Annotated in this window: 23 protein-coding genes and 2 tRNA genes; 13 read left to right on the top strand and 12 right to left on the bottom strand. The window is 62.0% G+C overall.

The window, feature by feature from the left end; translation table 11 throughout:
• Positions 1-109: 109 nt before the first annotated feature.
• Positions 110-727: a TetR/AcrR family transcriptional regulator gene (locus GOEFS_RS13990; protein WP_007318579.1), complete on the bottom strand. Its 618-nt coding sequence runs from the start codon at positions 725-727 to the stop codon at positions 110-112.
• A 76-nt stretch (positions 728-803) separates the two neighbouring features.
• Here GOEFS_RS13990 and GOEFS_RS13995 point away from each other — a divergent pair, with 76 nt between their 5' ends.
• The 4 genes from GOEFS_RS13995 to GOEFS_RS14010 all read left to right on the top strand — a co-directional run bounded on the left by GOEFS_RS13995 (position 804) and on the right by GOEFS_RS14010 (position 6,424).
• Positions 804-1,955: a cytochrome P450 gene (locus GOEFS_RS13995; RefSeq protein WP_007318580.1), complete on the top strand. Its 1,152-nt coding sequence runs from the start codon at positions 804-806 to the stop codon at positions 1,953-1,955.
• A complete protein-coding gene (locus GOEFS_RS14000; RefSeq protein WP_007318581.1) occupies positions 1,952-3,403 on the top strand; it encodes an ABC1 kinase family protein in 1,452 nt (483 codons plus the stop codon). The genes GOEFS_RS13995 and GOEFS_RS14000 overlap by 4 nt, the downstream gene beginning before the upstream one ends.
• Before the next feature lie 138 nt (positions 3,404-3,541).
• A complete protein-coding gene (locus GOEFS_RS14005) occupies positions 3,542-5,668 on the top strand; it encodes a M64 family metallopeptidase (RefSeq protein WP_007318582.1) in 2,127 nt (708 codons plus the stop codon).
• A 30-nt stretch (positions 5,669-5,698) separates the two neighbouring features.
• Positions 5,699-6,424, top strand: coding sequence for a hypothetical protein (locus tag GOEFS_RS14010; RefSeq protein WP_007318583.1), 726 nt, complete (start codon positions 5,699-5,701; stop codon positions 6,422-6,424).
• Positions 6,425-6,428: 4 nt separating this feature from the next.
• Here the strand turns inward: GOEFS_RS14010 and GOEFS_RS14015 are convergent, their stop codons facing one another.
• From GOEFS_RS14015 to GOEFS_RS14045, 7 genes are all read right to left on the bottom strand, one after another.
• The gene (locus GOEFS_RS14015; protein ID WP_007318584.1) at positions 6,429-6,950 is read right to left on the bottom strand and encodes a DUF3145 domain-containing protein; all 522 of its coding nucleotides are present in this window, start codon (positions 6,948-6,950) and stop codon (positions 6,429-6,431) included.
• A 146-nt stretch (positions 6,951-7,096) separates the two neighbouring features.
• The gene (locus GOEFS_RS14020; protein WP_007318585.1) at positions 7,097-8,836 is read right to left on the bottom strand and encodes an ABC transporter ATP-binding protein; all 1,740 of its coding nucleotides are present in this window, start codon (positions 8,834-8,836) and stop codon (positions 7,097-7,099) included.
• Entirely contained in the window at positions 8,833-11,433 is a 2,601-nt protein-coding gene (locus GOEFS_RS14025) for an ABC transporter ATP-binding protein/permease (RefSeq protein WP_007318586.1), read from the bottom strand. Before GOEFS_RS14025 ends, GOEFS_RS14020 begins: the two co-directional genes overlap by 4 nt.
• A 78-nt stretch (positions 11,434-11,511) precedes the next feature.
• Positions 11,512-12,339 (bottom strand): serine hydrolase domain-containing protein, encoded by an 828-nt coding sequence (locus tag GOEFS_RS14030; protein ID WP_007318587.1) that lies wholly within the window; start codon positions 12,337-12,339, stop codon positions 11,512-11,514.
• A 38-nt stretch (positions 12,340-12,377) separates the two neighbouring features.
• Entirely contained in the window at positions 12,378-13,508 is a 1,131-nt protein-coding gene (locus GOEFS_RS14035) for an NDMA-dependent alcohol dehydrogenase (RefSeq protein ID WP_007318588.1), read from the bottom strand.
• A 130-nt stretch (positions 13,509-13,638) separates the two neighbouring features.
• Entirely contained in the window at positions 13,639-15,249 is a 1,611-nt protein-coding gene (gene fadD5 / locus GOEFS_RS14040) for a fatty-acid--CoA ligase FadD5 (protein WP_007318589.1), read from the bottom strand.
• Positions 15,250-15,296: 47 nt separating this feature from the next.
• The gene (locus GOEFS_RS14045; RefSeq protein ID WP_040525176.1) at positions 15,297-16,109 is read right to left on the bottom strand and encodes an enoyl-CoA hydratase/isomerase family protein; all 813 of its coding nucleotides are present in this window, start codon (positions 16,107-16,109) and stop codon (positions 15,297-15,299) included.
• A 191-nt stretch (positions 16,110-16,300) separates the two neighbouring features.
• Between GOEFS_RS14045 and GOEFS_RS14050 the strand changes: the two genes are divergently transcribed.
• Positions 16,301-17,536, top strand: coding sequence for a TetR/AcrR family transcriptional regulator (locus tag GOEFS_RS14050; protein WP_040525160.1), 1,236 nt, complete (start codon positions 16,301-16,303; stop codon positions 17,534-17,536).
• A gap of 35 nt (positions 17,537-17,571) precedes the next feature.
• Here the strand turns inward: GOEFS_RS14050 and GOEFS_RS14055 are convergent, their stop codons facing one another.
• Entirely contained in the window at positions 17,572-18,591 is a 1,020-nt protein-coding gene (locus tag GOEFS_RS14055; protein WP_245549857.1) for a hypothetical protein, read from the bottom strand.
• Here GOEFS_RS14055 and GOEFS_RS14060 point away from each other — a divergent pair.
• The 6 genes from GOEFS_RS14060 (at position 18,475) to GOEFS_RS22530 (ending at position 22,865) form a co-directional block, all read left to right on the top strand.
• The gene (locus GOEFS_RS14060; protein WP_245549856.1) at positions 18,475-19,611 is read left to right on the top strand and encodes an acyl-CoA dehydrogenase family protein; all 1,137 of its coding nucleotides are present in this window, start codon (positions 18,475-18,477) and stop codon (positions 19,609-19,611) included. The genes GOEFS_RS14055 and GOEFS_RS14060 overlap by 117 nt on opposite strands.
• Positions 19,568-20,302, top strand: coding sequence for a GntR family transcriptional regulator (locus tag GOEFS_RS14065; protein WP_040525162.1), 735 nt, complete (start codon positions 19,568-19,570; stop codon positions 20,300-20,302). The genes GOEFS_RS14060 and GOEFS_RS14065 overlap by 44 nt, the downstream gene beginning before the upstream one ends.
• A gap of 82 nt (positions 20,303-20,384) precedes the next feature.
• Positions 20,385-20,457: transfer RNA gene (locus tag GOEFS_RS14070), tRNA-Asn, on the top strand.
• Between the two features lie 103 nt (positions 20,458-20,560).
• Positions 20,561-21,025 carry a hypothetical protein gene (locus GOEFS_RS14075; RefSeq protein WP_170323179.1) on the top strand — a complete coding sequence of 155 codons (465 nt, stop codon included), beginning with the start codon at positions 20,561-20,563 and terminating at the stop codon, positions 21,023-21,025.
• Positions 21,026-21,192: 167 nt separating this feature from the next.
• Positions 21,193-22,503: a PepSY-associated TM helix domain-containing protein gene (locus tag GOEFS_RS14080; protein ID WP_245549853.1), complete on the top strand. Its 1,311-nt coding sequence runs from the start codon at positions 21,193-21,195 to the stop codon at positions 22,501-22,503.
• Positions 22,500-22,865, top strand: a complete 366-nt coding sequence (locus GOEFS_RS22530; RefSeq protein WP_050949910.1) for a hypothetical protein — start codon at positions 22,500-22,502, stop codon at positions 22,863-22,865. The genes GOEFS_RS14080 and GOEFS_RS22530 overlap by 4 nt, the downstream gene beginning before the upstream one ends.
• An 8-nt stretch (positions 22,866-22,873) precedes the next feature.
• On the opposite strand, the gene GOEFS_RS14090 is transcribed toward GOEFS_RS22530, so the two are convergent.
• A complete protein-coding gene (locus tag GOEFS_RS14090) occupies positions 22,874-23,368 on the bottom strand; it encodes a GNAT family N-acetyltransferase (protein ID WP_007318598.1) in 495 nt (164 codons plus the stop codon).
• Positions 23,369-23,421: 53 nt separating this feature from the next.
• Entirely contained in the window at positions 23,422-23,973 is a 552-nt protein-coding gene (locus tag GOEFS_RS14095) for a DUF2716 domain-containing protein (RefSeq protein WP_040525165.1), read from the bottom strand.
• 245 nt (positions 23,974-24,218) lie between these two features.
• On the opposite strand from GOEFS_RS14095, the gene GOEFS_RS14100 reads away from it, so the two are divergent.
• Both GOEFS_RS14100 and GOEFS_RS14105 read left to right on the top strand, forming a co-directional pair.
• Positions 24,219-24,713, top strand: coding sequence for an FBP domain-containing protein (locus GOEFS_RS14100; RefSeq protein ID WP_007318600.1), 495 nt, complete (start codon positions 24,219-24,221; stop codon positions 24,711-24,713).
• A gap of 135 nt (positions 24,714-24,848) precedes the next feature.
• Positions 24,849-24,925, top strand: a tRNA-Ile gene (locus tag GOEFS_RS14105).
• Position 24,926: 1 nt separating this feature from the next.
• Here the strand turns inward: GOEFS_RS14105 and GOEFS_RS14110 are convergent.
• A partial coding sequence (locus GOEFS_RS14110; protein ID WP_007318601.1) for an alpha/beta hydrolase occupies positions 24,927-25,482 on the bottom strand: 556 nt, incomplete at its 5' end.

The raw sequence follows: 25,482 nt of genomic DNA on the forward strand, positions 1-25,482 counted from the left end.
CTCACCGACTGATCGTGGCCCTCGGCAGAATTGTCGGGGGCCACGTTGTGTCTGCCGACTGGAGTCAGTGCGCTGGACGCCGCCGAGGGAACAATTCCCCCGCACAGCGTCAGGAGGCAGAATTCAGTCCTGCCGACAAACTTTCCACCCGCGCGGCAACCATCGTTACCCACTCCCCGACCATCACATCATCGTCGATGGAAACAGGTTGCGCGCCAAGGAATTGCGGCATCATCCGATGCGCGAACAGTGCATTGAGCGCCACCGCGGCGACGGCGTGCGCGACCTCCCGGTCGGCGTGCGGGACACGGCGCAAGATCCATTCGGTCATCCCCACATACGACTCTCCCAGCAGTTTCGTCAGGGTCTCGGCGAGCTTTCGCGGCCGATCACGCAGCTCCGACGACACGATCCGCAGCAACTGCGCTTCCTCGTCGATCACGCTCAGCGTGTAGCGGCAGAGCACCGTCAACTCCGCTCGAAGATCGGTCAACCCTTCGAAGATCTGCCGAATGTCGCGCAACGCGCTCATCCGATCAAGTTGCCGGTCGATTCCCGCTTCGAGCAGGCTCTCCTTGGAACGGAAGTGGTGATAAAGCCCGCCCGAACCCGGCGTAAGGCCAGCGGCCGCCTCGATCTGCGCGACGCTCGTCGCGCGATAACCCTGCTCGCCGAATAGACGCATCGCCTCGTCGATCAGTCGGTCCCGGGTGGCCAAAGAGCCCATTGACGCCTCCTAAGTGCTCACTTAGTATAGCCACAGCAGGCGTCCTAAGTGAACACTTAGGCGAAGGAGGACAGCCGTGACCGATATTGCCGAGCTACCGACGGCACGACCCGATGCCGTGCGTTTCGACGACGTCAACCGGGCCTGGATCATCTCCGGCTACCACGAGGCGCGCGCTGTCCTCACGGGCACCGGATGGTCGAGCGATCCGCTTGCGTCGCAAGCGAATCGTGATGCAGCCGCCGAGATTGGCCTCACCGAATCCCCCCTCGCGCAAACCATGCTGCTGCTCGACGGCCCCGAGCACACCCGGGTCCGCAACTCACTTCGCGATGTCTTCACCCCCAGTTATATCGCGCAGTTGCGCCCCGCCATCGAATCCATCGCCGGCGACATCGTTGACTCAGTTCCCGCGGACGAACCCTTCGACTTCATGACACAGCTGGCGCAACCATTTCCGGTCACGGTCATCTCGGAATGGCTCGGCCTAGACCTGGAAACGGCCACCACTCTGCTGCGCGAAGCTCCCAAGCTCATTCGCGCATTGGACACCGTGCTTGATCCGACAACAATCGCCGATACGGCTGCTTCGTTTACGTCACTGGTCGCCGAATTCCTTCCGTTGGCCGCCCTACGTCGCGCCGAACCGCAGGACGATCTGCTCAGTCTGCTCGCCACCGACCCGGCGCTCACCCTCGACGAGGTAGTCGTCAACGCAATACTGCTCGCCATCGCGGGTCACGAAACAACCGCAAATCTGTTGGGGGGAGCCGTAGTTCGTCTCTTCGGTCGAACAGGTCACCGTCGGCCGATCGATGATCTCGACGTCGACGACCCGCGCATCGTGACCGAGCTGCTTCGGCTCGACGGTCCCGCGCAGTCGCTGATGCGCGTCGCAACCCAGTCGCACACGATCAACGAATACGTCATCTCGCCGGGCGACACCGTCGTCATCGAGATCGCCGCAGCCAACCGAGATCCCGGTGTGTTCGAGGAGCCCGAGAGGTTCCGAGTAGACCGTAGCCGCCGCGCCCCGCATCTATCTTTCGGTTTCGGCGCCCATCGATGCATCGGCGCCGCACTCGCGCAGCTGGAAATCACTGTGGCACTTCAACTTCTTCTTCAGCGCGACGCCGAGGTCGTCGGCAATCCGGAGATGCGTGACTCAATAATATTGCGCGGCCTGACTTCAGTGCCGATGGTCTTTCACAAGGGAGCAACTCGATGATCGACGATCAAGTCGTAACCAACGAATCACCGTCGTCCGAGGACCGATTCGGGCAAGTTCGGGCGGGGCGGGTACGTAGAACAATTCCAGTTGTTGGTTTCGCCGCCCGCGCCGCTGGCGGTCGCCTGGCCGCTGGACTGCGTGCGCGGACTGGAGATGCCGACGCTGTCGAAGAGTTCCACCATCGCACCGCCGAGCGATATGCCGAACTACTCGGCCATTCCAAGGGTGTGCTGATGAAGGCCGGACAATTGCTTTCGACGTACCAGATGGACGCCTCCGACGCTGGACCGTTCGCGATCTATCAGCAAGCGCTGGAACGACTTCAGGCCGACGCCCCGCCAATGGATCCGACGACCGCGCGCGAGACTGCCGAAGCAGAGTTCGGTAAACCCATCGACGAACTCTTCGAGCGTTTCTCACCGGAGCCGATCGCTGCCGCATCTATCGGACAAGTCCACGAGGCATGGTTGTCTGACGGCACCCATGTGGCGGTCAAGATCCAGTATCCCGGTGTTGCGCAAGCGATTCGAGACGACCTGGCCAACACTGAGCTCTTGGCGACCTTCATGAAGCTCGGTATGTCGCTGACACCGAAAGCAATGCGCACCGACCAGCGATCGGCAGCGGCCGAGGTCGCCGAACGTATCGCCGAGGAAGTCGACTATCGACACGAAGCCCGCAATATCACCAGATTCGCCGATCTGTACCGCGGTCATCCAACTATCCGGATCCCCGACGTCGTTCCCGAGTTGTCGACCTCCCGCGTTCTGACGATGACCTTCCTCGACGGAATCGGTTGGGCGCAAGCACGTTCCGCCGAGCAAGACCTCCGCGATCGCTGGGCTCAGACAATCGGGCTATTCGCGTTCGGCGGATACCGGCACGGCAATCTGTTCAACGCCGACCCACATCCGGGCAACTATCGGTTCGGCACCGACGGAACAGTGGGATTCGTCGACTTCGGCTGTGTCAAACAGTTTCCCGAGTGGGTGCGACGCTGCATTCTGCAGACGTTCCGCGCAACTATCGACGGTGACCGCGACGAGGTATTCCGCCTGGCGGGCAACAACGGGTTCGTCCCGACGGACAGTGACCTCACCGCCGATGAGGTATACAGCTGGTGGAGGATGATGTGCGGCACCGTCGTCGGACCTCAACCACATGCCTTTGTGTCCGACGACAGCGCGAAAGTAATGCGCTCATTTCTCGAAGACGGGCCGGCCGGAGCTGCCGGTCGCAAGATGACCGTGCCCAGCGATTTCGTCATGCTCGCCCGAATCAACCTGGGCATCGACGCCGTCATGGCCGACCTGGGCGCGAGTATCTACACCCGGGAATTGGCCGACTCCGTCGACGGGATCGGCACTCCCCGGACCGACGCGTTCAGTCAGCATATGAGTTGGGTACGTGATCGCGGCCTGCGGTTCGGGCTGGATTTCGACTGACGCGGATCAGGACTCGCTACCCCACCCCTCACCATTGACCGCCACCACAAACGCGTAGAGCTCTACTCGCGACCGCACGGCGCAACCGGACAACCATCGGAGATGTCCCCAATAGCGCAGTTCGTCAAGGAGCCCACGATGGCCGACAGTGTGACGGTCCTACAGGACGTCGGAAGCAGCGGAAAAACACTCGCGATCCTCGGCGACGGATTTGCCGCGGGCAGCGACCAAACCACCTACAACAACTATGTCCGCGATGTCGTACTGAAGCAGGTCTTCGGATCGGGCTATTACAACGAGGACGCCGCAGCTTGGAATATCCGCCGCGTGAATCTGGAATCGGTGCACTCCGGTGCCAGTACGCGCACCTGGAACCTCCAAGGCACACCCAGCAACCTCGCCGACGACACCTTCACCGAGAATATCTTCAACACCTCACTCGGCATCATCTCCAATGGCGAATGGTGGCATAACTGGTTCGAGAACGGCACCAACACCGCCAGCCGCATCGACGCCGCGCTGGCCAAGTGGGCTCCGGGCGCGGATTTCACGCTCATCATCGTCAACTCGACACTGCCCGGCGGACTCCGTACCGGATCGGTGCTGAAGGTAACCACCCAAGAGAATTGGGCGACGATCGCCCACGAAATGGGCCACGGTTTCGGCAATCTCGCCGATGAGTACAGTGCGAGCGGCAAAGGCGCCTTCACCCTCAGCGACCCGGGTCGGGTGAATGTCACGACGTCGACCAAACGCTCCTCGGTGAAATGGAAGCAATTCATCGCCGGAGCCACGCCCGTTCCAACGGGACTGGGCACCGCGGCGGGTTGGACCGTCGGCACCAAACCGGCAGGTTGGGACGATGCCGCCGACGCCGGCCTGTTCGAGGGCGGCCACACCTATGAAACCGGAATCTTCCGCCCCGTCATCAACTGCCGGATGAACAGCAATACCCCCGACTTCTGCCCGATCTGCTACACCGAACTGAAAGACACCCACCACCACACCGCGGCGCATTCTTTTACCCGTACGGTTCCCGGTCGATTCACGTCGAAACTGGGTTCGGAATTCATCGGCGTCGAGAATCGCGCACTCACCGTGTACCGAGCAACCGACACCAGATGGGAACATAAACACACGACCGCCGCCATCGTCCCGGGGTCATGGGAAATCCGTCCGGGCGATCAGTATTGGGCCGGTGATTTCGACGGCGACGGCCGCGACGAACTCGTCGTCTTCAACTCGACCGATTGGGTATTCCCCTATCTCGCACTGATCAAGGTCAACACCGATGGCACCACGCGAGTTCTCGCCCGCTACGACGGCGACATTCCCGGCTGGGGCGGATTCGCACGCCACGACACTTTCCTGGTCGGCGACTTCGACGGCGACGGCCGCGACGATCTCCTCGTCGTCAACCTCGACGACTGGTCGATGCCCTATGTCGCCACCCTCATCTCAAGTGGATCGGGCTTCACCCAGACCAGGCGTTACGACGGTGACATCCCCGGCTGGGGCGGTCTGGCCCGACACGACGAGATCATGGTCGCCGACGTCGGGGGCACCGGACAAGACGACCTGCTGATCTGGAACTCGCAAGACTGGTCGAGCGAGTACCTGGGCCTCTTCCGCAACCAACGCGGTTCGTTCCGGTGCATCCGACTGTGGGAGGACGACATCGCGGGGTGGGGCGGCTTCGCTCGCAACGATCGGTTCTTCGTCGGCGATTTCAAGGGTGATGGCAAAGAAGATCTGTACATCTTCAACGGATCAGACTGGGCCAACCCCTATCTCGCGATGTTCCGTTCGACCGGCAGCGACTTCTCGTTCGTCCGAATATTCGACGGCGACGTGCCCGGTTGGGGTGGCATGCGCAGCCACGACCGCTTCCTGCCCGCCGATCTCACCGGCGATGGCAAAGTCGATCTCTTCGCCTGGAATTCGGCGGACTGGTCTCATAACTACGCCGGCCGGATGATCTCTACCGGCAGCGATTTGCACGCGGATTTCCGCGAAGACTGGATCGGCGAATGGCATCTGGGTGACGGCGATCGATTCGATCGGGTGCCATCGCGAGAACGGCTGCGCCCCCGAACCGCCGTCTCCGAGGCGATCATCATCGGACCGGTGACGGTGAAAGGTCCCGATCGAATCCTCGCGCATAACGCTGCCTGGCTCGGAACGTTCACCGGCACGACGCCGCTGGTAATGACGAATATCTACAACCGCTGGATACACAACTACCGGTTCGGCCGGAACTGGTAACCACATCACTTACTCGAAAAGAGCGTCACAATGAACGAGCACATCGAATACCCACGAAAGAATCTCGACCGAGAGCCGTCCGGCGGCGCGTATCCGGATGGCTTTCCACGAAATCTCCGCAAAGACGGGCTCACGCCCGCGGCGGCGCGGAGAGAACAGACGGGACGTGCCAAGCCCAGCGTCGAGGCGTCCCTCGCACTGCACGGCCCACCGAACAGACGTAAGAACCGGGGACCCCAGGTGCCAATTCACCAGGCAGATAACTCATCGTCACAGAGCCTGCGACTACGACTTCAAGTGCGCGGCAAGCGAATTGACGTCCTGAATAGCAACGTCGTCGACGTCGGGCCGTCTACCGCGCCGACCGTCCGTGGCACATCATTCCTCGAAGTTCGAGCCAATAATCTCGTCGTGGCACTGGCGCCTCTGCCTGATCCGGGACTCAGCGTCGGCATCCCCGACTCACGCGATAGCGCCGAAGAATTCCGTGGGCACCGCATCGTCGAGGACGACACATGGGAAGTCGCGGTTCGGATTCCCATCGAGGTACTGACCGAACGCGGCGACGGCGAACTGTCGGTTTCGATTTACACCGCAACCGAACAACTGGTACTGGATACCGCACCAGACACCCCGCTGAGCCGACGCTCGCGACGCGTAGAAGAAATAGCGGCTGGTGGGCCACTGCGCGTCGCCGACCTACCGGGTGCGCCGACGACGGACGATCGCAAACGGCCGGACACCACAACCTCTTAGTGTTCTACCCCACCCGTTGCCGCAGCCAGGTCACTTCCGCCCCGACACCGCCCATTCGATATGGCTCCAACGCCGCATCCCATGCGGTGCCGAGTGCTGCCTCGACGGCGCCGGCCAGGCCGACGCTGTCGGGTTGGGCGTCGAGCATTGACCGCAACTCCATCTCGCCCAGGATCACGTCGCCGTTGGCACTCATCGCACCGCGCCACAGTCCAAGGCCGGGCACATAGCTGAAGCGTTCACCGTCGACGCCCTCACTGGCGTTCTCGGTTACCTCAAAGCTCACCGCTGACCACTCGCGCAGCGCATTGACCAACCGTGCTCCGGTTCCGACCGGGCCTGCCCAATCAACCGTCGCACGTTGCGTATTAGCGTCGGTAGCTTCCTGCGCCGACCACTTGAGGTTCGCTCGCGCGTTCAAGGTCGACGACAAGGCCCACTCAACATGCGGGCACAGCGCCACCGGCGCCGAGTGGATGTACACCACTCCTGTTGTCATGTCCGCAAACTGGTCTAGGTTGCGCACAGTAGATCACCTCCGGTTTCGACGAGGAACGTCTTCCCCAACACACCTCGACGACCGGATATCACACTTCTGTTGCTTATTGTGCCTTATGTTGCCCGTGTTGCGCTAGTGCCGCCCGTTCACGATGTGATTTGAGAGGTTCGAACTCAGACTTCCTCGGTGATCTTCCACGATGCCGCCGCTCCGCGATGCTCCCAGAAGGTGGCGAATCGGCCACCGGCGGCGAGAAGTTCGTCAGTCGTGCCCGACTCGACGACCCGGCCACGATCGATCACCACTACCCGATCGGCATTGCGAATTCCCGCTCGACGATGCGCGACGATCACCCTCGTCCGCTCATCGCCGGCCGACAGCGCGTCGACAATGGCGCGCTCGTTCTCGTTGTCCAGCGCGCTCGTCGCTTCGTCGATCAGCAGAATCGGCGCCGGCTTGAGCAGCGCCCGAGCTATGCTGACCCGCTGACGTTCACCGCCGGACAGCGATCCGCCACCCTCACCGACCATCGATTGCGCGCCATCGGGCAGTCGGTCGGTGATTTCGTCGACGCGCGCGAGACCGCTGGCCCGTGCCACCGCCTCCGTCGATGCCTCCGGGTGCCCGGCGAGGATATTGTCCGCTATCGTGCCGGGCATCAGATGCGGTTGCTGGAACACCATGCTCACCAGGGATCGCCGCGCGGCGAGGTCTAGTTCGGTGGAGTCGACGCCGTCGATCAGTATCCGACCGGCCGTCGGTTCATGGAGTCCAGCGACAAGACTCAGGATCGTGCTCTTTCCCGATCCGGACGGACCGATGATCGCGGTTGCCGCTCCAGCGTCGAGGGTCAGATCAAGCTCGTCAAGCACGGGATACGCCGGATCACCGTAGTGGAAACTGACCTTCTCGAACTCGATTCTTGGCGCACGACCGGACTGCGCCGGCTGAGCGGTACCCTCGGAGTCAATCGGCGCCTGCAACACGCTTCCGATGCGGCGCAACGTAATCCGAATGGTCTCCAGCCCACCGGCCAGTTCGCCAACTACGGTGAACGGTTCCAGGTAGCGCACCGCAACCACGATCAACGCGACCGCTTGTGCGGCGGAAAGGTCGCCGCGTACCGTCAGCCACGCTGCCGTACCAGCCAACGCGAACAATGCGATCTGACTGGCCAGACTGAATAGCAGTTGCCCGGGAATCTGCATCAGAATCAGTCGCAGCAATGCGCCATGCTGATTCGCGACAGCGTCACCGGCCAAACTGCGTTCGGCACCACTGCGTCGTGCTATCCGCAGCGCTGGCTGGGTCCGCGCGAATTCGATGACTCGCTCAGTCATCTCCGAATTCGCTTCATCGGCAACATGATCGGCGTGCTGGCTGATCGCGCCGGTCCCCCACAGTGCGGCCAGCATCAGCGGCACACCGAGCGCGGCGACGATCGCAAGCGGCCAGGCGATGGGAATCAGCGCTAGCGCGATCACGATGGGCAGCAGTACCGCACTGAGCAACGGCACCACCAAATAGATGACGACACCGACCAGATCCGGACCGGTAGCGGCGATCGCTTGCCGAGCGGTGGCGGTATTCGACGCCGAGAACCAAGTCAGCTTGATACGCGAAAGCCGTTCCGCCACACCGTGTTGCGCACTATTGAGGAGAGTAAAGCCGAGGTCGTAACTAACTTTCGACGCCGCACTGTCGGCGGTCCACCCCACCAGGGTCGCGACCGTCAGCGCACCGACCCAGGCGAGAGCGGTGGAATTCTCGCCGTCGAGGAGCGCCGAGAGCAACGGCACGAGTACCACAACACTGACCGCACGTGCGATCACCGAAACGATCGCCAGTGCGAGGAAGCGTGTGAGCCCGGGACGGCTCTGCGCTGGAAGAAGTGAAAGCAGAGTGCGAATCATCGCTGTGCTCCTGTCGTGGTTGAGTCGCTGAGCGAAGCCCACATCGAGCGGTATCGTCCACCGGCGGCAAGCAATTCGTCATGGGTGCCCGATTCGACGATCCGGCCACCGTCGAGCACGACGATCGCGTCGGCATCGACGATGGTGTGCAGTCGATGCGCGATCACCAGTACGGTCCGGTTGGCCGCCAGACGGCTCAGTGATTGCTGCACAAGGTATTCCGACTCTGGATCGGCGAAAGCCGTTGCCTCGTCGAGGATGAGAACTGGCGCATCGGCCAATAACGCTCGCGCGATGGACAACCGCTGCTGTTCGCCACCGGACAACGCGGCGTCGGGTCCTAGTTCGGTCTCATAACCGCGGGGCATCGCCATGATCCGTTCGTGGATATTGGCAGCGCGCGCCGCCTCCTCGATCCGTTCGCGAGGTGCGTCCAGCGCGGCTAAGGCGATATTCTCCGCGACGGTCGCTCGAACCAATTGCGTTTGTTGTAGGACGAATCCCAAATGCTGGTAGAGCTCGTCGGTATCCAGCGTGGCGATATCTCGACCACCGATCGCGATACTTCCGGCGTCGACGTCGTGGAAACGAGCCAGCAACGCGGCCAACGTCGACTTCCCCGACCCCGACGGCCCGACGAGTGCGGTCACCGTACCTGGCCGCAGCGTCAGCGAAATCTCATGGAGGACCGGCAAATCCGATCGGTAGCCGAAAGTCACGTCGGAAAAATCAACCTGAGCCGCTGGCACTTCGGTCGCGGCGGCGGCATCGCTCCCGGTCCGCAACTCCGGCTCGTCGAGTGTGACCGCGATATCCCGGGCCGCGATCATGCCGGTGCGCAATCCACTCAGTCCATAGCCGATGCCGAGTAGTCGTGCACCGAATGTGGTGCCCAGCAACAGGAATGGCAGCAAGTCCAGCGGCGCCGCCCAGCCCCAGATGACGAAGAACGTGCCAACGGTCGCGATGAGCCACAGGAATGTCGTCGGCCGGGTGACCAGATCCATGACGGTCTTCGCCTTCACGAACGGCCGCTGCCAGTCTTCGAGGAAGCCGATGTAATCATCGAGGTTGCGCCGGAAACTCGACGCCATCACGCCGCCGAATACTCGAATCACCGGCTGCGCGTTCAGGTATGACGCCGCCTCGGAGTTCATTTTCTCCGCCCACGTCTGCGACAACGCGATCTTGGTTTCCGACGCGACCACCATGCGCCACATGGTGATGACATATCCCAGGACCGGGAGCAACAGGAATAGCGCGATGCCCCAGTCGACGGTGAACAGGTACACCAGCACGGCGATCGGGGCGACCACCGCTGCCACCGCGTCGATTACGGCGTGGGTCACCAGATAGTGCAGTGACAGTGTGTTGTCCGCGACCAGATTCTTGATGCTGCCCGCGCTGCGCTCGGAGAACCAGCCGAGCGGCAGCTTCGACAGTTTGGTGAGCAGTCGCTGTCTCAAGTCGCGGGAGAACCGCGCGTCTACCGCGTGTAACCACAGTTGCAGCGCGGATTCCAGCAATGCCCCGACGCCGATCAGGATCAGCGCGGTTATGCCGACCGACCACAGCTCCGACGATGGCGCTCCCGCGACAAGTCGCCGACCCAATTCGACGAGTACGACGAAGGGCGCTAGCCCGACGATCGTCACCAATGCCTGCAGTATTCCGGCCACGATGAGGGTGCCCCGCAGTGGTGCGAGCAGTTTGCCGGCGGCGTTGGCGCGCCATTGGCCTTGTATCACTTCAGGTTTGGCCCGATCCGATGTCGACGCCGCCCCGGCCACCTCCGAGGGCACCTGCTCCGGTTCGATGGTGTCCACCACGGGTACCTGCGCGGCACCGGCCTCATCCGGCCCGCGTTCCTTGCCCATAGCTTTGCCCTGCGCCCAGTACGCCTGCGCATGAATCTCCGACTTGGGGAATCCGAACTCGCGTAAACGAGCGCGAATCTCCTTGAGCGAACCCGATTCCGGTGCGGTCCACGCGTACCAGTTGCTCCAGTCGCGCGATTCCAATGCCGCCGCCAGCGTGGACGCATCGGCGCGTTTGACCCAATGCACCCGCAACCGCGGATGTGCCGACAGCGGCAAATCGCGATCGGCGCGATCATGCTCTTCCAGATACACCTCGATCGGAATCTCCGGCGGGACGACGCCGATAATCGAGCTGATCGCTGGCACCGACGCCGCGTCGCCGATGAGCAGATAGCCGGTCGGCGGATTCTCCGCGGGCACCTCGAATGGCCGAGATCCCATCGAGACCACCATCAGCGTCGCACCGGGTTCGGCCTTCGCCGCCCACGCCGACGCTGGACCCGACGGCTCATGCAGCACGAAATCGATGGCGAACTCGCCGGTTTCCGGGTCAGCCTCGGAGAGGGTGTAGCCCCGTTGGAATTCGGCACCCTCGTCGTTCGGGAACCAGCCACGAATCCACGCGGTGGGTCCGGCGGCCGCCTCGTTGAACAGCGTGTCGGACCGGAATCGAACTCGGCGGCAATGCGGTGTCAGATCAACGGCGTTGACGACGGTCGCCTCGTGATCAATCGCGCCGAACGCTCGCATGAGCGTTCCCTGAATGCCTCGTGCCATCGGTAACCCTTCGATAAGAACCCGAACGGCCTCACCCTACTCCAAGGTAAGGGTTACCTCATGTCGGGACGTATGCGGTTAGGCCGACAGCTCGGATACCAGGCGTGTATTGAATTCACTCCACAGCGGTTTCGCCCACGCACCGAAATTTCGGTCAGTGAGAACTACGCACGCCGCCCCTAACCGCGGGTCGACCCAGATGAACGTCCCCGACTGGCCGAAATGCCCGAACGTCGCCGGCGAGTTATTCTCGCCGGTCCAATGCGGATGCTTGGCCGAGCGGATCTCGACGCCCAGTCCCCAGTCATTGGGGCGATGTTTACCGTATCCGGGCACGAACCCATCGAGGCCGGGAAACCGCACCGACGTCGCCTTCGTATGCAACTCCGCCGAAATCAGCGTCGGCGCGAGCAGATCGCCCGCGAATGCCGCGAGGTCGGCGACGCAGGATCGCGCGCCGTGTCCGGCGGGGCCGGACAGTTCTGTTCGCGACATTCCCAGCGGCGCACATACTGCCTCGTGCAGGTACTCGGCGAAGTCGATTTCGGTTGCGGCACCGACAGTTTCGGCCAACAGTTCAAATCCGGCGCTGGAGTAGATTCGCTCTGCGCCGACCGGGGCAACCGCCTCGCGGCTATCGAAGGCCATTCCCGAAGCATGCGCTAACAAATGCGCGATCGTGGCGCCGGGCGGACCGGCGGCGTCGTCGAGTTCGATCGCTCCCTCCTCGACCGCCACCAGAACAGCCTGCGCGACAAGCGGTTTCGTCACCGATGCCAATTCGAAGACAGCGGTGGGGTCGCCGAATGTTTCGACGACCCCACTATTGCCTCTCGCTTGCGCTGCGATCACCGCACCGGCGACATTGTCCACTGGCCAGTTCGCGAGTTCGTCCAAGAGCGCCACCGCAGTGACGTTACCCGTGCACGGTTACTGCCCGCAGATCACCAGTCTTCTTCGGTGTACCGGATGACGCCGCGGATGTTGCGGCCTTCGAGCATGTCCTGGTAGCCGTCGTTGATCTGGTCCAAGCGGTATTGGCGGGTGATCATATCGGCGATGTTGAGCTTGCCCGCCTTGTACATCGACAGCAACAGCGGAATATCCAGTTTGGGGTTGGCGCCACCGAAAATCGAACCCTGGAGATTCTTTTGCAGCAGGGTCAGCATTGACAGGTTGAGGGTGACCTGGGTGTCCATCATGTTGCCCATACCGGTGAGCACGCAGGTACCGGCCTTGGCGGTGATACTCATCCAGGTGTCGACGTCGGAGCCGTGTACCTCACCGACGGTCACGATAACCTTCTGGCACATCCCCCACTCGGTGGCGTTGCCAATTTCATTCATGGCCTCTTCGACCGTCGCAAACGCTTGTGTCGCACCGAATTTCAACGCCTGTTCGCGCTTCCACTCGACCGGGTCGATCGCGAAGACGTTACGCGCGCCGGCAATCACCGCACCTTGAAGAGCGGCGGTGCCCACGCCACCGACGCCGACGATAGCGACATCTTCGCCCGGGCGGACGTCGCCGCTGCGGGTCGATGATCCGTATCCGGTAGGGATGCCACAACCGCAAAGCGCAGCGACCTCGAAGGGGATGTCTTTGTCGATCTTCACCACAGATGCCTCGTGCACCACCATGTACGGCGAGAAGGTGCCCAGCAAGGTCATCGGGTAAACGTTCTCGCCCGCGGCGGTCTGGATGCGGAAGGTGTGGTCGGAGACCGCCTCACCCTGCAGCAGCATCGCACCGAAGTCGCAGAGGTTGGCCAGGCCGGCCCGACACGACTTACATTTGCCACACGATGGAATGAACGACAGCACAACGTGATCGCCGACCTCGAAATCGCTGACCCCCGCGCCAACCTCGGCGATGACGCCAGCGCCCTCGTGACCGCCGAGTATCGGGAATCCGCCCATCGGGATGCCACCGGTCATCAGGTGATGGTCGGAGTGGCACATGCCAGCGGCTTCCATCTTGATCTTGACCTCGTGCGCCTTGGGGTCACCGATCTCAATCTCTTCGATCGCCCACGGTGAGTTCAGTTCCCGCAGCAGGGCACCTTTAGTCTTCACGTCACAAACCTCATTTCACGCTCATGGTCGCGGGGTACTCCCGCCTACCTTGTGAGCGTAGTCACTGAATGGCAAAATTGAAACACGTTACAGTTCTGTTGTGCTGATCATCCCCTGACCAGCAATGACATCAGTTCGCGAGCCCGGCGTCTTTACTGCCGTACGAGTTGCGCAGCGTCGGCTTGACCACCTTGCCGCCAGCGTTCCGCGGCAGCTCGTCGACGATCACGATCTCTTTCGGATGCTTGTAGCGCGCAAGATTCTCGTTGAGATAGGGCTCGATGTCGGCGATCGTCAGATCGCCACCGTCGGCAACCACGACAACGGCGACCGGCACTTCGCCCCACTTCTCATGTGCACGACCGATAACGGCGGCCTCGGCTATCCGCGGATGGCCGAACAACACGTTCTCCACCTCGGCGCAATAGATATTCTCTCCGCCGGAGATGATCATGTCCTTGGCCCGATCGACGACATAGATGAAGCCCTCGGAGTCTCGTCGGACAAGGTCGCCCGAGTGGAACCAGCCGCCCGCGAAGGCGTCAGCGGTCCCCTGCGGGTTTTGCCAGTAGCCGCTCATCATGCCGGGGCCGCGATAGACGATTTCGCCGACTTCGCCGTCGGGAACATCGGCCATCGTCGGATCGACAATACGTGCGGTCACCGACGGCGCTACCCTGCCGACCGAGCCGATCTTGCGGAGCGCGTCTTTTCCTTCGAGCACACAGGTGATGGGCGACATTTCGGTCTGCCCGAAGACCGCGACATTCATCGCGTCGGGAAAAGTCTCGTTCATCGCGTTGAGCACCGTGTCCGATGCCGGTGCCGCGCCCCAACTGATCACGCGCAGATTGAGCGCACGCGGGCGTGCCTGTTGCGCGGCGCACACCGCCTGCCACTGAGCCGGGACCAAGAAGATCGACGTGATCTTCTCCGCCTCGATGACGTCGAGCATGGCGTCCGGGTCGAATGCCCCGAGTGGATGAATGACCGTCAGCGCACCGACGTAGAACAGCGGAGTCATCGCACCGAGCGCGGCGATGTGGAACATCGGGGCAACACAGGCGCCAATATCGTTGTGCTGCGTCGACAGCGCGTGCATACAGGTAACCGCCTGCGCCTGCAGGTTCTGATGGGAAAGCATGGCGCCCTTGGGTTTTCCGGTGGTACCCGAGGTGTACATGATCAGCGCGGTGGTCTCTTCGGGGATGTCGACGACCGGGAGGTCGGAACTGTCCTCGGCGACCAGCGCCTCATAGTCGAGGTGCCCGTCGCCCGCGGGCGCGCCGGGAGCGGTGACCTCGATGATCTCGTCTACCGCGCCGGTCGCCGCTTTCACGCCGTCGGCGAGCGGTGCGAGCATCGTCTCGGTGAGAATCCAGCGAGCGCCACTGTCGGCGACCAGGAAGCCCACTTCGGCCGGACTCATCCGGAAATTGACCGGTACCGGAATCGCGCCGATCAAGTTGGCACCGAGCACCGCCTCCACATACTCGCTGCGGTTAAGCATGATGATCAGAATACGGTCGCCGAATGCGACTCCTCGGCGCGCGAGCGCTGCGGCGAATCCCGTTGCACGACGGTCTAATTCGCTCCAACTGGTGGTCTTACCCATGAACCGCAACGCTGGTTCGTTGCCGATCATCGCCGCGTGCCGACGTACCTGGTTATTCCAGTGGTTACGCCGCGAACGCAGTGGCTCGGCGTTCAGATTGGTGGCGATATCTATCGTCGATGTCATCGATTACTCTCCTGTGTCAAAATCTGGCAGTTGTTGAGGTGGCGGAGTCAGTGCTTTGACTTGCCGGTGAAAGCCGACAGTGCTGCCTGAAACTCCGGTGATTGCAAAAGTGCTGTCTGTCCGGACAATTCGCGTTTGAGAGCGGCCTGCAGTCCGGCCAAGGTATGTGCGTCCAGGGCAGCTTTGGTCATCCGCATCGCCATCGGTGAGCGTTTGGCCAATCTGCCGGCAACCTGAGTGACGATCTCGTCGAGTTCGACACGGTCGGCGACTACGCGATTGACCAGTCCGGCATCGAATGCGTCTGCGGCCGATAGCTTTTCGCCGAGCAGTGCCAATTCGTTCGCGCGCGCCCGGCCCAGCGCCGCCGCGAATAGCATCGATGCCCCACCGTCGGGCATCAGTCCGATATTGATGAAGGCCAGCAGAAAATACGAGCGCTGCGTCGCATAGATCAGGTCTGCGGACGCGGCCAGCGATGCCCCGATGCCGGCGGCGGCTCCGTCGACCGACGCGATCACCGGCGCCTGTACCTCACGGACCGCAAGAGCGAGATCTGTTCCGCCCGCGATAATCCCGCGCGCCTGCTCGTCGGAAAGGCCACCGGACGGCTGTTCCGACGCCGTCGACGCGATGCCGACGACATCGGCCCCGGTGCTGAAAGATCCACCCGCACCATCGATGACGACGACCCGGATCGCATCGTCGTCGGCCCAACGCCCCAAAGCGCTCTGAATACGCGCCGATGCGGCTCCATCGAGGGCGTTCATGCGCTCGGGGCGGCTGATCACAATACGCGCGATGCCGTCGTCGGAGACGCCGGTCCCGACGCCGTCGATGATGTCGATGTTGGCGGTCATGTATCCCTCAATGTCGAGTTGACGGCGCTGCGGATCGTCTGCACCCTTCGCGAGTATTTGTAGCACACGTGTGAGCTAGCGCACGAGAATATCGACTAACTTATAAGTCGGCTTCTAGCCCTTGAACACCACTTTTATGTTTGCGGGCGATTTTCCTCGGGTGAATGCGCCGATCAGGTAGCGTTCGGTGCATGCCAGCGCAGTCGCCGTCCTCAGCAACCACACCGGCCGTCGGTGTGCGTCGACGCCCGGCAGATCGACGAGGAGTCATCCTGGACGTCGCGGCCAGAACTCTGAGCGTGCACGGCTACCACAGCACCACGCTGGAGGCGATCGCCGCCGAGGTTGGCATTTCGGTCCCCGCGCTCTACCGGCACTTCCCCACCAAGTACGCATTATTCGCCGAGACGTCGCGGCGTCTCGCCGACGCGCTGCGTGACTCGCTGGTCGACGTACCCAACGCGGGCGACGACCCGCGCGCGGCACTCGACGCGATGCTGCGGGCCCTCGTTACAACCACCTTGGCCAACCGAGGTGGTGGCCTATATCGCTGGCAGTCGCAGTTCCTGGCACCCGACGATGCCGACTACGTTCGCCAGGTGGTCATCAGCCAGCATCGTCGCGTCCGGGCCGCCGTTATAGCTTTGCGGCAAGATCAGGGCCGGACAGCGGCATCGACGGCCCAAGCCGACGCGCTCGCCGCGGCCGCGATAAGCGCGGCTGGCAGCCCGTCGACACACCGCGCACCACTGCCCGCCAAGCAGGCAGAACAGATCCTGGTGTCCAACGCCCTGCGGATGGTCGACATCGATCTCCCCGGGTTGGCGGAGACCCCAACTCCGTCAACCGATCCAGTCGGGCTCGCGCCGGCATCGAAGCGCGAAGTGATTCTGCGACAGTCGATTCCACTGTTCGCAGAACACGGCTTTCGCGAGGTGTCTATCGAGGACATCGCGCGGTGCGCGGGTATGCCCCCGTCGGGGGTTTATCGGCACTATGTTAACAAGGCGGCGATCCTGCAGACCGCGTTCTGGCGAGCGAATGATCGGATGATCGCGGCCATCGACGACGCGCTCGCTCAGGCGCGATCACCGGTGGATGCGGTAACCCGATTGGTGTCGAGTTACGTCGAATTATGTTCGGGGAGTGCGCAACTCATCGGTGTGTACATGGCCGAGATCGGTCATGTCGAGGCGGGCCAGCGAGCCGAGTTGCGTAGGCAGCAGCGGCGTAATATCGACGAGTGGGCCGGATGGGTTGTGCAGTCACGACCAGGACTCACGCTCGGGCAGGCGAGGTTCATGGTGCATGCCGCACTGAGTATCGCCTTCGACCTCACCCGGGTGTCCCGGCCCGCGCCGCCAGCACTGTTGAGCGCGCTGATCTGCGAGTTCCTGTTGGGCGATGCCAACGCGCGGAACGTCTAATCTAATAGTCCCTCAACCGATTTCCGCCCTAGCCGCTAAACGGTCTCCAGGTCGCTGATCAGCCACCGATCACCATCGCGCTTGAGCGTAATCTTCACCCGGGACTGGTACGGGATCCCATTCGGCTCGGCAGACTGGAGATCGGGCACCTTCACCACTTGGTCAAGGGTTACCAGCACAACTGCTTTGGTGGCCGAAAGTGATTCCAGACCAGCATATTTCGACTCCGCCTTGGACGCGCCGCGTGCATTGGTGTTGCCCTTGCGCGCATCCTGTGACGACGTTATGTACGAGTCGGCAAACGAGGGCGTGGAAATCCCCCGGATGCGGCGGTCAAGATCGGCGTAGTTGTCCGGATCGTAGGTGCCGATCGTCGCGGCGTACCGCCGGGCGGTGTCCATCGCGTCTTTGCCGTATTGCGACGACGCGCTCTGCGCCGCGAGTTCGTCCCGCGTTTCGTAATACCGATAACCAAAAAACCCGGCCAGCGCTGCAAGCGCGATCACTGCAACGCATAACCCGACGAGCAGCCCGGTGACGACCCGAGAGCTACGCACCCTAGACGTTTTCGGCCTTGAGTCGATTTTCCGGGGACGTCGATCGTCCTCCGTATCAGCGCCGGTCGTCTTATCCCTCTTAGCCAACTTAGCCTGCGCCTTTGCCTCCTTCGCCGCCGCCTCGTCGCGCGCTTTAGCGCGATTCGCGCGATTCTCGGCGAGAAAATCATCCGAGGTCGGTGACGTCATATCAGCATCGGTTGGGTCGTTTCCCGCGCCGTCGTTCGCTGAGTCGGACGAGCCTGGACGTTTGGCCATGGCGACCAATGTAGCGACCGCCACATTCAGCGCCTCCACACCACCGCTACCTATCACATATATGTGATAGCGTTCGCGGCATTCGAGGCTGTCATTCGATAGCCAGTCATGGAGAGGAAGCACGTGCATTTCACCGAGGAACAACGCGCATTCGCCAAGTCGGTGGCAGATTTCTGCCAGCGGGAAGCGGGGACTCGCGCACAGCGTGATGCGCTGACCGGCAATGGAGCCGAACTTCATTCCGAGGAGCTGTACCGCAAGATGGCCGCGCTGGGCTGGGCAGGCATCATCGTGCCCGAGGAATACGGCGGCGCCGGAGCGGGCAACGTCGAGATGTGCATCTTCCTCGAGGAGACTATGCGCGGTGGCGCGCCGATTGGCGGCGTCGGGCCAACGTTCATCACCGCGGCCGCGTACGCCAAATACGCCAGCGAAGAACTCAAGAAGGATGTGCTCACCGGCGTGGTCGCGGGTGATTCACTCGCCATCTCGATGTCGGAACCGGAAGCCGGCTCCGACGTCGGAGCACTGACCTGCCGCGCGGAAAAGGTCGACGGCGGCTGGCTGATCAACGGCCAGAAGACCTGGTGCTCCAATGGCCATTTCGCGAAGTCGATCCTGCTCATCGCGCGGACCGACCGGTCCGGAAAGAAGCACGAGGGCCTAACCCAGTTCCACATCCCCGCCGGCACAGCGGGTCTGAAGATTCAGGGCATCGACACACTCGGCGGACGCGAAGTCAACGATCTGTACTTCACCGACTGTTTCGTCCCGGACGCGTACGTCGTCGGCGAGGTAGACAACGGCTGGAATCAGCTGATGGCCGGGCTCAACACCGAACGGCTCATCCTGGGCGCGATGCAACTCGGTGTCGCGCAGCGTTCCTTCGACGACACGTTGAAATTCATCACCGAACGTAAACAGTTCGGCCGCCCGGTCGGCACCTTCCAGGCGCTGCGGCACCGGATGGCCGATCACGCCACCGAAATCGAATGCGCCAAGCTGCTCGTCTACAGCCTCGCGGAGAAGGCAGATGCCAGCCCGGACAAGATCTTCCCGCGCGAAGCGTCAATGGTGAAGTTGAAGACCACCGAGACGTCGAAGGCAATGACCATCGACGGCATGCAGATGATGGGCGGTTACGGATATGCCACAGAATTCGACGCCGAAAGCCTAATGCGTGGCGCGATCATCTCGACCGTCTACGGTGGCACGAATGAGATCCAGCGCGACGTCGTCGGGAAGACCTACGGACTCTGACAGTCCCCAGGTGCCCGTGACCCTTCCTCGCCGACGGCCACGTCGGCCGCAACTCTCCGACGAGGTTGCGGCCGATCTGCGGCACGCGATCATGGCAGCCGAATTCCGACCGGGCGAATACATCCGCATGGACGAAGCCGCCGCTCGACTCGGCGTCAGTGTTACCCCCGTGCGCGAGGCGCTGCTGACGCTGCGAGGTGAGGGCATGGTGCACCTGGTCCCCCATCGCGGCTATGCGGTGGCCGAGTTGTCCCGGACCGACGTCGGCGACCTGTTCTGGCTACAATCCCAGATCGCGGTAAAGCTGGCACTGCGGATTGCCGACGTGGTGACAGCTGGCGAGCTCGATGAGTTGTCCCGCTTGAATGACCAACTGCGCGAGGCAGTTTCGCGTGGATCTCACGACCGGGTGATCGAAGCCGAATTCGAATTCCATCGTCGGCACAACGTGATCGCCAATAGCGGAAAACTGAGCTGGTTCCTGATGGGCGCGACGCGTTATACGCCGACGCAGCTGTACGCGAGCGACCCTGATTGGGGTCAGGTCGCCATCGACAGCCACGATCGATTGATCACCGCGTACCGCGTAGGCGACAAGGAGCAGATCGTCGCGCAGACGCAACGCCAGTTCGACGACGGAGCCACTCGCCTGCTGGCGCATCTGGAGACGACTGGGATCTGGGATGAGTGACCAGGCGTTTTGTCCTCCGGCCGATCCATACGCTAAAGTTTCTTCTCGGTCCAAGTGAGTTCTTCGCGACGGCCAAAAGCAATCCCCCGTAGCTCAATTGGCAGAGCATTCGACTGTTAATCGAACGGTTACTGGTTCGAGTCCAGTCGGGGGAGCAACAAAACCGCCTGATTACAGGCGGTTTTTTTGTGTCTTCGGGAGTGTCGCCGCCTCCAGGGGACCGGGTGTTGATATCCGCTATAATGTCGACATCATTTGTTGGATCGAATTGGGGTTGTGGTGAAACTTGCGACGCGAGTTGCGCTGGTGCTGATCGTGGTGTGTTCGCTGGGTGTGATGCTCGCACCCGCAGCCATTGCCGGTCCGCGAGACACGAACAAGACATATGACGTGTGGGCGATTCGCCTCGATACCCCATCGACAAAGCAGTTGGCGGTCACTAAAGATCCAGTCCGCGAGGTCTCCACGCTAGTTCTCCCCTACGAAGCAGTACTGCCGAAGCAAATACTGACCGCCACGTTCGCATTGTGGCTGTCGGCGTATTTGGCGGAACGAGCGCAACAAGATTCACGGGCCGGTTGCGTTGAACTCGATATCACTGCCGACGGGCGATTGCTCAATTGGGAAACGCACGACCATTGCCCGTGGCGAGTGTCGTCGGTGAATCGCGAGAAGGTGACCGTCGGCGAATATGGATGGACTGCCTACGCTCCGATCGACTGACCACACCGACTGCGGGGCGTCTGGTAAGCGGCAACTACCCCACGGCTGAAATGGGCTACGCGGCAATAATTGTCGTCTACCTCGATCTAGCTGTGGGGTACCGAGACCTACACGGCTCGCCACGCCCTTAGCAAGCCAAACAATTAGGCGATGCTAGCCTAATTGCCGTGTTAAATCATCCTACGACTGTCGCAGATGCCCCGTCATCGGCAGCGCCTAGCGATGAACCGGCCCGAAAGACATCCCGACGAACCACGAAGACATCCAAGCGCGCGCGAAAACCGTTGCGGCGCATCCTCATCGTGTCGCATCGATGGCTATCCATCGTGTTCGGACTGATACTCGTAGTGGAGTGCACCACTGGCTCAATCCTGGTCTATGAACCCGAACTGCTCCGCGCCAGTTCCCCCGAGCTCTATCACTCGACCGCGGCGCCGACCCAGGTCGGATTCGATGACGCGATCAGTGCGGTAGAGCGCAGTAATCCCAATTTCGAGACTTCCTATGTCTCGCTGAAAGACGGGGTGTACCAACTCAGCACCGACGCTTCCGACAGCGATACCTATTTCGTCGACGCCGACACCGGCACGGTTAACGGCCACGCGAACGTATACGGCGGTGTCGTCGGCTTTCTGGAGAACCTGCACGACTGCGCGCTCAGTTGCGAAGGCTATGCGGGTTATCAAGCATGGCCCGGCAAGCCGACACCGATCGCCACATGGGAGCCAACCGCGGGGCTCACCTGGGGCGGATTGATACTCGCACTTACCGGCTTGCTCGCTGTTTTCCTCGCGATATCGGGTCTGATCATTTGGTACCCCGGACTCAAGCGGTGGCGGCACGGATTCCGTGTCCGCCTCGGCAAAGGACGCTATGCGCGCGACGTCGATCTTCACAACGTGATCGGACTGGTCGCGGTCATTCCCTTACTGATCTGGGGACTAACCGGGATGAACTTCGAAGTTCCGGCCGTTTCGAAATTATGGCTCGCCACGACAGGCGGACAATCAACCGACGATCAACCATCGACGATGGAGACAGTCGCTGCCGGTGCGCCGCGAATAAGTATCGGCGACGCCATGGCGGCTGCCCGAGCAACGTTCGCCGGCTCGACCGTGACGTGGGCGCGGCTGCCCAGCTCAGCCGAGGATTACTACTCCTTCTATGTGCTCGACGGCGGGCCAGACCTATGGAGATACAGTTCGAATTTCCACGGAAATCGACTCGTGGGCGTCGACGCCCATGACGCTCGCCATGTCGAGGTGTTTCAGGGGCGTCCGCCGACCGTGTCGAACGCGGTACTCAGCGATTGGGCACAACCGGCCTTGCACTACGGATTCGCGGTCAATCCGTGGTGGCGGATCGCCTGGTGCGTGCTCGGCCTCACCCCACTGTTGCTGATGTTGACTGGACTGTCTACCTGGCTCTTCCGCGTTCAAGTGTCCCGACGTCGTCGTGCCGCGCGGTCATCGAGATGAATGCCACCGTCGGCCTGGCGATAATCGTTATCTGTTGCAGCGCAGCACTTTTCGCTGCGAAGCGGGCTGCGCTTGGACCATCCGGTCCGTGGCCCGACATAGGGGGCATGGCGCTCGGAGCGGTCATATTCTGTTGGGTCACAGGCGGATTCATATCGTGGCGGGCCGGTCACCTCCCCGCCCGGCCCGCCGTCTTCGTTGGCTACGCGACAACCGTGGCTGTGCTCGGCATGGTCGGATTACGTTGGGCCACCGCGCGTTCGGGTCGCAGTGGCGATCTGATCCGTGCCACCATCTGCGCGTTACTGGCATTTCTGGCGTGGCGAACGCAGCAGGTGTGGCTGGTTCCCGCGGCGGGTTAGATTCCACGTCACGAGTTCAGCGACAACACAAAGCACTCGTCCACGTGCACGATCCCACCGCGTCCGCGCTCTTCGCGTACCCGACCGTCCGGCGCCCATCCTTTCGAGCGGTAGAAACCCATCGCGCGCTCGTTGCCCCGTAACGCCCACAGTTCGGCGGCGTCGAAACCTGCGGCCCGCAATAGCTCAGTCGCGGCGGCGAGCAGAACGCCGCCGATCCCGTTCCCCCAGCGCTCGGGGTCGACATACAGCGACCACACCTCGCCGACCTGCCCCGCTGTCGATACCGTCGTGTGGCCGACAACCCGGTCGGCCTCGATCGCGAGGAGTGTCACCGGGGTATCGACATCGAACGTATACCGCTGAGCCCATTCGTCGGGATCAAGCGCTGCCAGGTAATCCGGGTCCATTAGGCCCCGATAGCCAACCTGCCACGACCGCACATGCACCCGTGCGACGGCGGCGGCATCTGCCGGTGCTGCCCGGCGCACGGTGACGTCCATTCGAAAAACCTAGCGGTGCAATTCTCCTGCTACAAACGAATTCCGGCTCTGAACTAACTCCACGACGAAAGCGGTTGCCCGTCAACCCGTTTGAGTGGTAGCCAGGTCGACAACGTCCGCCCGAGCGTGCCAATCAGCCGAGATCCGAAGACACAGAGAGTCTGCTCCCAGGGGTGACCGAAGGTGCCCTCGCTTAAGTCGGGCCGAGCAAACAGATAGTAGTCACCGTCGGGATAGACCGATACCTCCCACCGCGCACCGAAAGCGCCCGCGTGCCTTGCCGGATCGAAACGGTATCCATCATGCTGCCAATCGAGAACGACCCACTCTGCGTCAGCGAACTCTTCGACAAAGCATCTCAGCGCCTCGGCATTGAGTGCGTCGAAGCGGGCCGCCCACGCGGGCGACGGTGTCGTAACCGAGAGATCGAATGTCAAAGATGGAACAGGCTCACTGATCGCAGGCCAATTCTCGGCCTCGACACCCGGCCGAAATTCGCCGAACTTGAGCTCAAAAGCTGACCAGTACCGCTGCCGATCATCGTCGGAGAGCACCGTCCAGCCAGGCGGCATCGACCGTGCCTCATCGTCGGCCATATTCGTCATCACTGGATTGTCGCAGGCGCCCGATTAAACGCGGATTCGCTCGCCGCGTCCGCGCCAAAATCTCTTGCACGGCTGCGCTAGTGTGTTCGGGTGACCATCCCACGAATCGAGGAGGCGGTCGGCGCGAAACGCGCCGCCACCAGATAGCCGCGCCCCGCAGCCGATCAACACGATCGGCTGTGTCGTCGTACCTCGATTCCTTCTTGGAGCTCGCTCCAAATTCCTCTTCTTAGGATGGTCTTTTCATGCACGCATACACTCAGTCCGAAATCCTCGCCGCCTTCCGTGGCGCCACTCGCAGTGAGGTCAAACGGGTCACCTTCGCCGAGGACTTCGACCACGTCGACTTCAGTCGTCTCGAGTTCTACGGCTGGCGCGATCGCAAAATCCCACGACGCTCCTACGTCGTCGTAGAACGGGATGCCGGTCTGGTCACCCTGCTCCTGACCCGCGCGGAGGCAAAGCCTCGCGGTCGCGCGATGTGTTCCTGGTGCAACGACGTCAACCTCACCAACGAGGCGGTGTTGTACACGGTCCGACGTGGTGGTTCCGCCGGACGCCGCGGCTCGACCCTAGGAGCGTTGGTATGCAACAACTTTGGGTGTTCCCGTAACGCCCGCCAGCTGCCGCCGGCCTATCACAAGGGCACCGACCTAGAGGCTCTGCGCGCCGAGCGTATTGCCGAGCTTCAACGTCGAGTGACCTCATTCGTCACTGAAGTTTTGTCTACCGAGGACTGACTCCGTTGAAATATGTCCCGAGACGGGAGGAGATGCCATATAGCTATCTGCCTCACCCTCGGGACATATTTCTGCGGGCACCGCGATGGGCCGTTGGTCCCCCAGGTAGACTTCTCGCTCGGGTGTTGAGCCCACGGGGCGGTAGCTCAGTTGGTTAGAGCCGCGGACTCATAATCCGCTGGTCGCGGGTTCGAGCCCCGCCCGCCCCACCATCTAACGCGGTACCGGGACCTCAGCAAAGACATCATCTCGACGCCGGAGCCGATCCAGCCAACTCGTAATCTCGTTCAGGGCGAGACCGTAGTTGCCAACCTGGCAGTGATTCTGTCCATATTCGAGCGCCGTGAAGACGCGAGCGGTCAGCGAGTGCACCTGCGTCAGTGCCGCGATCTGGTCTACAAGTTGGCGGTTGGGGATGTAGTGGTCCCCGTCGCCGTGGAGAAGCAGCACGTCTTGCGTCACCAGCGGGGAGACAGACGCAGTCTCGTACGCTCGATAAGCATTGAAGATTTCGAACGGAGTCTGCTTGCCGGTCACGTGTCGCCCTTGGGTGAGAGCCCATTGCAAAAGCAGACTCGAAGACGTGGCGCGGCTGACGAAGTCATTGAGCTCGGCGACGGCACCGTCGGTCAGATACTGAAGCAGTTCAGCTCGCATGGCTTCGGGGATCGCATGCAGTTGGACGTCGAGTATGTCAGCCATGATTCCGTAGCAGACGACCCGCTTCACTCGCTCTTCGTAGGCTGCGGCGCGGACCACGAGACCACCT

This window comes from Gordonia effusa NBRC 100432, assembly GCF_000241305.1.
Taxonomy (GTDB): domain Bacteria; phylum Actinomycetota; class Actinomycetes; order Mycobacteriales; family Mycobacteriaceae; genus Gordonia; species Gordonia effusa.

Bases quoted from the DNA above. Each gene is read 5' to 3' on its own strand.
- GOEFS_RS13990 (WP_007318579.1), bottom strand. From the start codon at position 727: ATGGGCTCTTTGGCCACCCGGGACCGACTGATCGACGAGGCGATGCGT.
- GOEFS_RS14000 (WP_007318581.1), top strand. From the start codon at position 1,952: ATGATCGACGATCAAGTCGTAACCAACGAATCACCGTCGTCCGAGGAC.
- GOEFS_RS14005 (WP_007318582.1), top strand. From the start codon at position 3,542: ATGGCCGACAGTGTGACGGTCCTACAGGACGTCGGAAGCAGCGGAAAA.
- GOEFS_RS14010 (WP_007318583.1), top strand. From the start codon at position 5,699: ATGAACGAGCACATCGAATACCCACGAAAGAATCTCGACCGAGAGCCG.
- GOEFS_RS14020 (WP_007318585.1), bottom strand. From the start codon at position 8,836: ATGATTCGCACTCTGCTTTCACTTCTTCCAGCGCAGAGCCGTCCCGGG.
- GOEFS_RS14025 (WP_007318586.1), bottom strand. From the start codon at position 11,433: ATGGCACGAGGCATTCAGGGAACGCTCATGCGAGCGTTCGGCGCGATT.
- fadD5 (WP_007318589.1), bottom strand. From the start codon at position 15,249: ATGACATCGACGATAGATATCGCCACCAATCTGAACGCCGAGCCACTG.
- GOEFS_RS14045 (WP_040525176.1), bottom strand. From the start codon at position 16,109: ATGACCGCCAACATCGACATCATCGACGGCGTCGGGACCGGCGTCTCC.
- GOEFS_RS14050 (WP_040525160.1), top strand. From the start codon at position 16,301: ATGCCAGCGCAGTCGCCGTCCTCAGCAACCACACCGGCCGTCGGTGTG.
- GOEFS_RS14055 (WP_245549857.1), bottom strand. From the start codon at position 18,591: ATGAAGTTCGGCTCCATTGCCGGTCAGCGCATCACGCTGTGCGCGAGT.
- GOEFS_RS14065 (WP_040525162.1), top strand. From the start codon at position 19,568: ATGAGATCCAGCGCGACGTCGTCGGGAAGACCTACGGACTCTGACAGT.
- GOEFS_RS22530 (WP_050949910.1), top strand. From the start codon at position 22,500: ATGAATGCCACCGTCGGCCTGGCGATAATCGTTATCTGTTGCAGCGCA.
- GOEFS_RS14090 (WP_007318598.1), bottom strand. From the start codon at position 23,368: ATGGACGTCACCGTGCGCCGGGCAGCACCGGCAGATGCCGCCGCCGTC.
- GOEFS_RS14095 (WP_040525165.1), bottom strand. From the start codon at position 23,973: ATGACGAATATGGCCGACGATGAGGCACGGTCGATGCCGCCTGGCTGG.
- GOEFS_RS14100 (WP_007318600.1), top strand. From the start codon at position 24,219: ATGCACGCATACACTCAGTCCGAAATCCTCGCCGCCTTCCGTGGCGCC.